The 9225-nt window shown below is 73.4% G+C and carries 10 protein-coding genes; 8 read left to right on the forward strand and 2 right to left on the reverse strand.

What is annotated here, in order from left to right; translation table 11 throughout:
* The first annotated feature begins 45 nt into the window (after window positions 1–45).
* The 8 genes from GPA04_RS13250 to GPA04_RS13285 are packed head-to-tail and all read left to right on the forward strand — an operon-like array spanning window position 46 to window position 7497.
* Window positions 46–1344, forward strand: a complete 1299-nt coding sequence (locus GPA04_RS13250) for a magnesium transporter MgtE N-terminal domain-containing protein (RefSeq protein ID WP_156224636.1) — start codon at window positions 46–48, stop codon at window positions 1342–1344.
* Window positions 1337–1864: a DUF1003 domain-containing protein gene (locus tag GPA04_RS13255; RefSeq protein ID WP_241680780.1), complete on the forward strand. Its 528-nt coding sequence runs from the start codon at window positions 1337–1339 to the stop codon at window positions 1862–1864. The genes GPA04_RS13250 and GPA04_RS13255 overlap by 8 nt, the downstream gene beginning before the upstream one ends.
* Before the next feature lie 43 nt (window positions 1865–1907).
* Complete coding sequence (locus tag GPA04_RS13260) at window positions 1908–2801, forward strand: SIS domain-containing protein (RefSeq protein WP_241680781.1); 894 nt, start codon at window positions 1908–1910, stop codon at window positions 2799–2801.
* Entirely contained in the window at window positions 2798–3733 is a 936-nt protein-coding gene (locus tag GPA04_RS13265) for an ROK family protein (protein ID WP_156224638.1), read from the forward strand. Before GPA04_RS13260 ends, GPA04_RS13265 begins: the two co-directional genes overlap by 4 nt.
* A complete protein-coding gene (locus GPA04_RS13270) occupies window positions 3730–4671 on the forward strand; it encodes a 1-phosphofructokinase family hexose kinase (RefSeq protein ID WP_156224639.1) in 942 nt (313 codons plus the stop codon). The genes GPA04_RS13265 and GPA04_RS13270 overlap by 4 nt, the downstream gene beginning before the upstream one ends.
* 1 nt (window position 4672) lies before the next feature.
* On the forward strand, window positions 4673–5521 hold the full coding sequence (locus GPA04_RS13275; RefSeq protein ID WP_156224640.1) for a class II fructose-bisphosphate aldolase: 849 nt from the start codon (window positions 4673–4675) through the stop codon (window positions 5519–5521).
* Window positions 5518–6303: a DeoR/GlpR family DNA-binding transcription regulator gene (locus GPA04_RS13280; RefSeq protein ID WP_156224641.1), complete on the forward strand. Its 786-nt coding sequence runs from the start codon at window positions 5518–5520 to the stop codon at window positions 6301–6303. Before GPA04_RS13275 ends, GPA04_RS13280 begins: the two co-directional genes overlap by 4 nt.
* Window positions 6304–6360: 57 nt before the next feature.
* The gene (locus tag GPA04_RS13285; RefSeq protein ID WP_156224642.1) at window positions 6361–7497 is read left to right on the forward strand and encodes an Mrp/NBP35 family ATP-binding protein; all 1137 of its coding nucleotides are present in this window, start codon (window positions 6361–6363) and stop codon (window positions 7495–7497) included.
* Between the two features lie 21 nt (window positions 7498–7518).
* Here GPA04_RS13285 and GPA04_RS13290 read toward each other — a convergent pair whose 3' ends face one another.
* Window positions 7519–8034, reverse strand: a complete 516-nt coding sequence (locus GPA04_RS13290) for a twin-arginine translocase TatA/TatE family subunit (protein ID WP_156224643.1) — start codon at window positions 8032–8034, stop codon at window positions 7519–7521.
* 16 nt (window positions 8035–8050) lie between these two features.
* A partial coding sequence (locus GPA04_RS13295; RefSeq protein ID WP_156224644.1) for a S1C family serine protease occupies window positions 8051–9225 on the reverse strand: 1175 nt, incomplete at its 5' end.

A 9225-nucleotide genomic window follows, 5' to 3' on the forward strand; every position in this document is an offset into this window, starting at 1 on the left:
CCGCACCGAGGCCCCTGTGACAGGCGGCTGGCATAGGCTGCGGCCGTGAGCGCACCCGGCACCCCCAGCACCCGGCTCAGCGCCCGCGTGTTCGTGGGCAGGCTCGCCGGTACCGACGTGTTCGAGCCCCTCGGCGACCGCGTGGGGCGGGTCCACGACGTCGTGCTGCTGGTGCCGCGGACCGGTGTCCCGAAGGCCGTCGGGATGGTCGTGGAGATCCCCGGCAAGCGGCGGCTGTTCCTGCCGCTGACCCGCGTCACCTCGATCGAGGCCGGTGCGGTGTTCACCACCGGTCTGGTCAACGTCCGGAGATTCGAGCAGCGAGCGGCCGAGACGCTCGTGCTCGGTCAGCTCCTCGACCGGACCCTGACTCTCAAGGACGGCTCGGGCGAGGTCCGGGTCGAGGACCTCGCGATCGAGCAGCAGCGCAACCGCGACTGGCTGGTGACGAAGCTGTTCGTGCGGCGCACCACGGCCGGCCGGCTGTTCCGCCGCGGCGAGTCGCTGCTCGTCGGGATCGACGAGATCGTCAGCCTGGAACCGGCGGCGGCCAAGGCGCAGGGCGCGTCCGCCTTCCTCGCCACGCTCGAGGACCTCAAGCCCGCCGACGTGGCGGACGTGCTGCACGACCTGCCCGGCGGGCGGCGGCTGGAGGTGGCCTCGGAGCTCCCCGACGAGCGCCTCGCCGACGTCCTCGAGGAGCTGGGTGAGGACGACCGGGTCTCGATCGTGTCCGGCCTGACGGCGGAGCGCGCCGCCGACGTGCTCGACGCCATGGAGCCCGACGACGCCGCCGACCTCATCGCCGAGCTGCCGAACGAGCGTGCGGCGCAGCTCCTCGAGCTCATGGAGCCCGAGGAGGCCGAGGACGTGCGCCGCCTGCTCGCCTACGACGAGCACACCGCGGGCGGCATGATGACCACCGAGCCGCTGATGCTCGGGCCGGAGGCCACCGCGGCCACCGCGCTCGCCCACGCCCGCCGGCAGGACGTCACGCCCGCGCTGGCCGCGATGGTGTTCGTGGTCAGGCCACCGGTCGAGACGCCCTCGGGCAGGCTGCTGGGCGTCGTCCACCTCCAGCAGCTGCTCCGGGAGCCGCCGCACGAGTCCATCGGGACGATGCTCGACAAGGACATCCCCGCGGTGACGCCGCAGGACCCGATCGGCAAGGTGACCCGGCTGCTCGCGACCTACAACCTCACGGTGCTCCCGGTGGTCGACGACGAGCGCCGGTTGCTCGGCGCGGTCACGGTCGACGACGTGCTGGACCATCTGCTCCCGGAGGACTGGCGCGGCGCGGACGACGAGGTCACCGATGCGAGCATGGGGGGTCACCGTGGCTGACGACCGTCTCGACACCCCGATCACGGCACGACGGCGGCTGCTGCCCCGACCTCGTTACCACCCCGACTCGGTCGGCCGGGTCTCGGAGGGCGTCGCTCGCTTCATCGGGACGCCGCGGTTCCTCGTCTACCTCACGGTGTTCTGCGTCGGCTGGCTGCTGTGGAACACGTTGCTCCCGGAGCGCGTCCGGTTCGACGACCCGGGCCTGGGCTTCACGGCGCTGACGCTGGTGCTCTCCCTGCAGGCGTCCTACGCCGCGCCGCTGATCCTGCTGGCGCAGGACCGTCAGGCCGACCGCGACCGGGTGGCCGCCGAGCAGGACCGCGTGCGGTCCGAGCGCAACCTCGCCGACACCGAGTACCTCGCCCGCGAGATGGCCGCCGTGCGGCTGGCGCTCAACGACGTCGCCACCCGCGACTTCCTCCGGAGCGAGCTCCGGAACCTCCTCGAGGAGATCCAGGAGGAGCGCGAGCGCGACCAGGAGCAACGCCGGGAGCAGCAGCGCTTCGATGACGACTAGTGCTCGCTAGACATCGGTATCGATCATGCGCAATCATGCAAGGGTGACTTCACACTCTCGAGGCGCCCACATGGAAGCCGAGCTCACCAGCCAGCCCGACACCTGGCGGCAGGCCGCCACGCTCGCCGAGACCGCACCCCTGCCACAGCGCGGGCAACGCGTCGTGGTCCTGGGCTGCGGCACCTCGTGGTTCATGGCGCAGTCCTACGCCGTGATGCGCGAGCAGGCCGGCCACGGTCTCACCGACGCCTTCTCCGCGTCCGAGGCCCCGCTCGAGCGGGACTACGATCTCGCGATCCTGCTCTCGCGCTCCGGCACCACCACCGAGGTCATGGCCGCCGCGAAGAACCTGCAGGGCCGAGTACCGCTGCTGGGGATCGTCGGCGACCCCGACACACCGCTGCCGACGCTGGTCGACGACGTGGTCGTCCTCGACTTCGCCGACGAGGCCTCGGTCGTGCAGACCCGCTTCGCCACCACGGCGCTCACGCTGCTGCGCGCCGGGCTCGGCATGGACGTGACGCCGTCGATCGCCGACGCCGAGGCCGCGCTCGCGGCGCCGATCGACGCCCGTCTTGTCACCGCCGACCAGATCACGTTCCTCGGCTCCGGCTGGGCCGTCGGGCTCGCGCACGAGGCCGCGCTCAAGAACCGCGAGGCCTCGCAGTCCTGGACCGAGTCCTACCCCGCCATGGAGTACCGGCACGGTCCGATCTCGGTCGCCGCTCCCGGCCGCGCCACCTGGGTGCTCGGGGCCGCCCCGGACGGGCTCGCCGACGACGTCGCCGGGACCGGCGCCACCTATGTCGAGCACGCCGACGTCGACCCGCTCGCCGAGCTGGTGACGGCCCAGCGCGTCGCCCTGGAGCGCGCACGCGCGCGCGATCTCGACCCCGACCACCCTCGCGCGCTCTCGCGCTCCGTCATCCTCGGGTGAGGCCCGGGGCGGTCGACGTCGACCTCGGCCCGGGTGCCTCGGTCGCTGTGCTCGACGTCGGTGGGACCGAGATCAAGTCCTCCGTGCTCGACGGCGGGGGTCGCCTCTGCCCCGTCGTCCACTCGCCCACCCCTCGGGGTGCGGACGTGGTGGACCGGGTGGTCGACGCCGTCGCGGCCCACGTCGAGCTGGCGCGAGCGAGCCACCCCGACCTCGGCGCCGTCGGTCTCGTGGTGCCGGGCATCGTCGACCCCGAGCGCGGTCGGGCCGTGTTCTCCGAGAACCTCGGGTGGCGCGACGTCCCGTTCCCCGACCTCGTCGCTGCCCGTACGCTGCTGCCGGTCGGCTTCGGTCACGACGTCGCCACCGCCGGGCGCGCCGAGCTCGAGCTGGGTGCGGCCCTCGGTGCTCGCGACGCGGCCGTGATCATCGTCGGCACCGGGATCGCCGCTGCGTCCTTCGTCGACGGCAGCCCGCTGCTCGCGCACGGCTGGGCAGGCGAGCTGGGGCACTCGGTCGTGGACCCGGCCGGCCCGGAGTGCGTGTGCGGCGCACGCGGCTGCCTCGAGGCCATCGCCAGCACCGCCGCCATCGCCCGCCGCTACGCCGCTGCCACCGGCACCACCGTGCCGGGCTCGCGCGAGGTGCTGGCGCTCGCAGAGGCCGGTGACCCGGCTGCCCGCGGCGTCTGGGACGGCGCCGTCGCCGCCCTGGCCGCCGGGATCCGGCAGCTGGCCGCGATCACCTCGCCCGAGCTCGTGGTGCTGGGCGGCGGGCTCTCCCGCGCCGGGGACGCCCTGTTCGCCCCGCTGGCGCAGGCGCTCGCCCGGACCGTGCCGCCCCATCGGGTCCCGGTGCTGCGACCGGCCGCGATCGGCGCCTATGCCGGGCTGGTGGGCGCGGCGCTCCTCGGGCGCGAGGCCTCGCGATGATCGTCACGCTGACCCCGAACCCGGCCCTCGACCTCACCTACCACCTCGACACGCTCGACGTCGGAGCCTCCCAACGCGTGCCACCGGCGCAGCAGCGGGCCGGCGGCAAGGGCATCAACGTCGCGCGGGTGCTGCACGGGCAGGGACGCGCCACGCACGTGGTGGCACCGGTCGGCGGCAGCACCGGTGGCCTCGTGCGAGCCGATCTCGTGGCCTCGGGGCTGCCGCACACGCTGCTGGAGGTCGGCCTCGACACCCGCCGCACGCTGGCGCTGGTCACGCCCACCGCGACAACGAACCTCAACGAGAGCGGCCTCCCGCTCGCCGCCGAGCAGTGGGACGGGCTCGCCGAGCTGACGGCGGCGGCGCTCGGCGTCCGGGGCAGCGCCTCGGTGCTGGTGTGCAGCGGCTCGCTGCCGCAGGACGCGCCGCCCGATGCGATCTCCCGGATGGTCGGGGTCGCGCACGCCGCAGGTGCTCGCTGCATCGTCGACACCAGCAGCGGCCGGCACCTGCTGGCGGCGGCCGGTGCCGGCGCCGACGTCCTCAAGCCGAACCACCACGAGCTGCTCGCGGTCGTGGGTGGCACGGACGTGCTCGCGGCCGCGCGCGCCCTCGCGCGTCACGGCGGCAGCGTCGTCTACGCCTCGCTCGGCGCCGCCGGGCTGCTCCGTGTCCCCGCCGAGGGCGAGGTGCTCCACGCCCGGCTGTCACGTTCCCTCACCGGCAACACCACCGGGGCGGGCGACGCCGCCGTGGCCGCGATCGCCGCATCGCTGGCCTCTGGCGCCGGCCCGGAGGACACGCTGCGCCTGGCCACCGCGTGGTCGGGGGCCGCGGTGCTGCACCCGCTGGCCGGCAGCATCACCGACCCGGCACCGCTGCTCGCCGAGATCACCGTCGACACCGTCACCGCCGCACCCGCCCTGGAGGACTGACATGCCCCTCGTCACCACCCGCGAGCTTCTCGACGCCGCGATCGCCGACGGCGCCGGCCTCGCGGCGCTCAACGTGCTGCACCTGGAGACCGCGGAGGCGATCGCCGCCGGTGCCGAGGCCGCCGGGGCCGGTGCGGTGCTGCAGATCTCGGAGAACTGCGTGCGGTACCACGGCTCGCTGGCGCCGATCGCGGCCGCCGCGGCCGCCGTCGCCGAGGCCAGCAGCGCCCCGCTCTCCCTGCACCTGGACCACGCCGAGGACGCCGAGCTGGTCGCCGAGGCGCTCCGCCTCGGCTTCTCCTCCGTGATGGTCGACGGCGCCCGGCTGGCCTGGGAGGACAACGTCGCCCTGACCCGGCGCGCGGCACGGGACGGGCGCGCGGCGGGCGCCGTCGTCGAGGCAGAGATCGGTGAGATCGGCGGCAAGGACGGCGCGCACGCGCCGGGTGTGCGGACCGACCCCGACGAGGCCGCACGGTTCGCCGAGGCGACCGGTGTCGACCTGCTGGCCGTGGCGGTCGGGAGCTCGCACGCGATGACCGAGCGCACCGCCGCGGTCGATCACGAGCTGATCGAGCGGATCGCCGCGGTCGTCCCGGTCCCGCTGGTGCTGCACGGCTCCAGCGGCGTCCCCGACTCCGCGCTCGTGGCCGCGATCCGCGCCGGGATGCGCAAGATCAACGTCTCGACCCAGCTCAACAAGGTGTTCTCGGCCGCGGTGCGCGAGCGGCTGGGCGACGACCCTGGGCTCGTGGACTCGCGCAAGTACCTCGGCGCCGGGCGCGAGTCGATGGCCGGTGAGGTCGAGCGGCTGATCCGGCTCTTCGCCTCCGCCGGGGCACGCTCGTGAGACGCGAGGAACGACTCGTCGCGATCCTCGACGTGCTCGGCGAGACGGGCATGATCGACGTGACCGACGTCGTCGAGCGCTTCGACGTCTCCCCCGCGACCGCGCGGCGGGACCTGGACGTGCTCGCCTCCCGGCAGCTGCTCACCCGCACCCGCGGCGGTGCCAGCGCGCACTCGGTCTCCTACGACCTGCCGCTGCGGTTCAAGCGCGAGACCAACCCGGATGCCAAGTCAGCGATCGCGCAGACCGTGCAGACGCTGATCGAGCCGGGCATGCGGATCGGGCTGTCCGGCGGCACCACCTCGAAGGCGATCGCGGCGGCGCTCGGGCAGCGCACCGACCTGGAGGCGCACGACGGCGAGGGCATCACGGTCGTCACCTCGGCGATCAACATCGCCGCGCAGCTGGTGATCCGGCCGCACATCCGGGTCGTGGTCACCGGTGGCGTGATGCGGGCGCGCTCGTACGAGCTGGTCGGTCCCTACAGCGACCTGATGCTGGAGCGGATCACGCTCGACGTCGCGATGATCGGCGTCAACGGTGTCGACGCCGTCAACGGGCCGATGGTCCACGACGAGCGGGAGGCCCGCACCAACGCCCTGATGGCCTCGCGCGCCGACCGGGCGTGGGTCGTGGCGGACTCCTCGAAGATCGGTGTCCGCGCGTTCGCCACGGTCGGCGGGATCGACGCCTTCACCGGGCTCGTCACCGACGACGGGATCAGCGACGAGGACGCCGAGTCGCTGAGGGCGGCCGGCCTCCAGGTGATCATCGCCCGGTGACCGGACCCACACCCTGGCCCGCGGGAGCGGCCCCGCATCCGGCCTAGACTCAAAGGCATGAGTCCTGACGTGGTCCGCGATGCGCTCGACGGGGTCCTCGACCCCGAGATCCGACGCCCGATCACCGAGCTCGACATGGTCCGGGACATCAGGATCGAGCAACCGGCCGCGGACGCCGGCGCCGTGGTGACCGTGCTCATCGCGCTGACCACCTCGGGCTGCCCGCTGCGCGACACGATCACGCGCGACGTCACCAACGCCGTCAGCGCGCTCGAGGGGGTCGCCTCGGTCACCGTCGAGATGACCGTGATGACGCCGGACGAGCGCACCGCGCTGCGCACCAAGCTCCGCGGCGGCGTGGCCGACCCCGTGATCCCGTTCTCCCAGCCCGGCAACCTCACCCGTGTGATCGCCGTCGCCTCGGGCAAGGGCGGTGTCGGCAAGTCCTCGGTGACCGCGAACCTCGCGGCCGCGATGGCTGCCGACGGCGTCAAGGTCGGCGTCCTGGACGCCGATGTCTACGGCTTCTCGATCCCCCGCATGCTCGGCGTGGAGCACCCGCCGACGAAGGTCGACGACATGATTCTGCCGCCGGTCGCGAAGGACGTGAAGGTCATCTCGATCGGCATGTTCGCCGAGCCGGGCCGCCCCGTGATCTGGCGCGGGCCGATGCTGCACCGTGCGCTGCAGCAGTTCCTCGCCGACGTGTTCTGGGGCGATCTCGACGTGCTGCTGCTCGACCTGCCGCCCGGGACCGGTGACATCGCGATCTCGGTCGCGCAGCTGCTCCCGGGTGCCGAGCTGCTCGTCGTCACCACCCCCCAGCTGGCGGCCGCCGAGGTCGCCGAGCGCGCCGGTGCGATGGCGATGCAGACCAACCAGAAGGTCGTCGGCGTCATCGAGAACATGTCGTGGCTCACCCAGCCCGACGGCAGCCGCCTCGAGGTCTTCGGCTCCGGCGGCGGCCAGCGTGTCGCCGACCGGCTCACCGAGACCCTCGGTGGCCCGGTGCCGCTGCTCGGTCAGGTGCCGCTGGACATCTCGCTCCGCGAGGGCAGCGACTCCGGCGTGCCGGTCGTGCTGACCGAGGCCGACGGCCCCGGTGCCACGGTGCTCCGCGACGTCGCGCGCACGCTCTCGCACCGCTCCCGCGGTCTCGCCGGCCTCAAGCTGGCGATCTCGCCGCTGGGCTGAGCTGCAGCGAGGGCGCTGGTCTCAGGTCGCCTCGTCGTCGAACGGCGGCAGCGCCGGTACGGCGACGGCGTCCTTGGCCGGTGCGTCTGTGACCGGTGCGTCCTCGGTCGAGGTGATCGTCGCGGCAGCGACGGCGGCAGCCCCGGCCGCCGCGGTGGCGGCGGCGCCGGTCGTCTTCGGACCGTTGCTGCTCACCGGCTTGGGGGTGCGTGTCGCCGGCTTGGCGGCGGGCTTCTTCGCCGCAGGCTTGGTGGTGGTGCCCGACTTCCGCGCCGGCTTGGTCGCGGGGATGATGTCGTCGAGCAGCGCCTCGCGGACGATCCGCCGCGGGTCGTACTGGCGGGGGTCGAACTTGGTGAGGTCGAGATCGGCGATCTCGTCGCCCAGCTCTTCACGAATGGTCGCGGTGGCGCCCGTGGCCATGTTGCGGACGTTCTTGACCAGCTTCGCGAGCTGCTCGGCGTACTCCGGCAGCCGCTGCGGACCGATCACCACGAGTGCGAGCAGGATGATGATCCCGATCTCCTCAGCGGTCATGACCCGACTCTAATGCTCACCGGCTGACCGCCTCGCCGAGGACGACCTCGACGTCGTGCTCGTCGTCGTCGTCGGCCCTGACGGTCAGCACGATGACGTCACCGGGCACGTGGGCACGGACCCGCACGATGAGCTCGGTCGGCTGGCTCACCGGTTCACCGTCGACGGCGACGATCACGTCCCCGGGCTCGATCCCGGCCTGCTCGGCCGGTCCCCCGGGCGTCACCGCTGGCGTGCCGTTGACGGCGTCGATGCTGACGCGCACGCCCTCGCCCTGGTACTCGGAGTCGAGCAGCACACCGATCACCGGGTAGCTGGCCTGCCCGGTCTCGATGATCTGCTCGACCGTGTGACGGACCTGGTTCGACGGGATCGCGAAGCCCGGCTCGTTGCCGCCGCCGCCGGAGGAGCCGTCCCGCGCGACGGCGGTGTTGACACCGATCACGAGCCCGTCGGCATCGATCAGCGGGCCGCCGGAGTTGCCCCGGTTGATCGCCGCATCGGTCTGCACGGCGTTGATGTAGCTCGAGGGGTCGTCGCCGCTGGCGTCGGGGTTGCGGACGGTCACGGGCCGGTCTCGCGCGCTGACGATGCCGGCGGTCACCGAGCCGGACAGCCCCAGCGGGGCTCCGACCGCGATCACCGGGTCGCCCACGACGAGCGTGTCGGAGTCGCCCAGCACGAGCGGCACGAGGCCGTCGCGGTCGATCTTGAGCACGGCGAGGTCGTAGTCGGCGGTGCTGCCGACCACCTCGGCCGGGCTCTCGGTGCCGTCGGAGAACACGATCGTGATCTCGCCGTCGCCGTCGACCGCACCCGCGATCACGTGGTGGTTGGTGACGATGTAGCCGTCCTCGCGGACCACGAACCCGCTGCCCGAGACCTCGCCGCCGCCACCGCGCACCTCGATGTAGACCGTGCTGGGCAGCGCGACCGAGGCGATCTCGCTGATCCACGTGTCACCGACGGGGTCGCCGACGGCGCCGGTCTGGTCGAGCGTGGGCAGGCCGGACGGCGCGCTCTCGGCGGGGAACAGCCACCGGTGCCCCACGATGCCCGCCAGCGTGCCGGCGAGCAGGCTCAGGAGCATCAGCAGCACCACGACGCCCGCGGGCACCCCGCTGCGGCGCCGACCGGCGCGCGCGGGCGGCGGCGCCGCGCCACCGGTCACCGGCTGCGGCACGGCCGCGG

Origin of the sequence: Pseudactinotalea suaedae (genome assembly GCF_009733815.1) — a bacterium.
In the GTDB taxonomy this organism is placed as follows: Bacteria; Actinomycetota; Actinomycetes; order Actinomycetales; family Beutenbergiaceae; genus Pseudactinotalea; species Pseudactinotalea suaedae.

Bases quoted from the DNA above. Each gene is read 5' to 3' on its own strand.
- GPA04_RS13275 (WP_156224640.1), top strand. From the start codon at position 4,673: ATGCCCCTCGTCACCACCCGCGAGCTTCTCGACGCCGCGATCGCCGAC.
- GPA04_RS13285 (WP_156224642.1), top strand. From the start codon at position 6,361: ATGAGTCCTGACGTGGTCCGCGATGCGCTCGACGGGGTCCTCGACCCC.
- GPA04_RS13270 (WP_156224639.1), top strand. From the start codon at position 3,730: ATGATCGTCACGCTGACCCCGAACCCGGCCCTCGACCTCACCTACCAC.
- GPA04_RS13290 (WP_156224643.1), bottom strand. From the start codon at position 8,034: ATGACCGCTGAGGAGATCGGGATCATCATCCTGCTCGCACTCGTGGTG.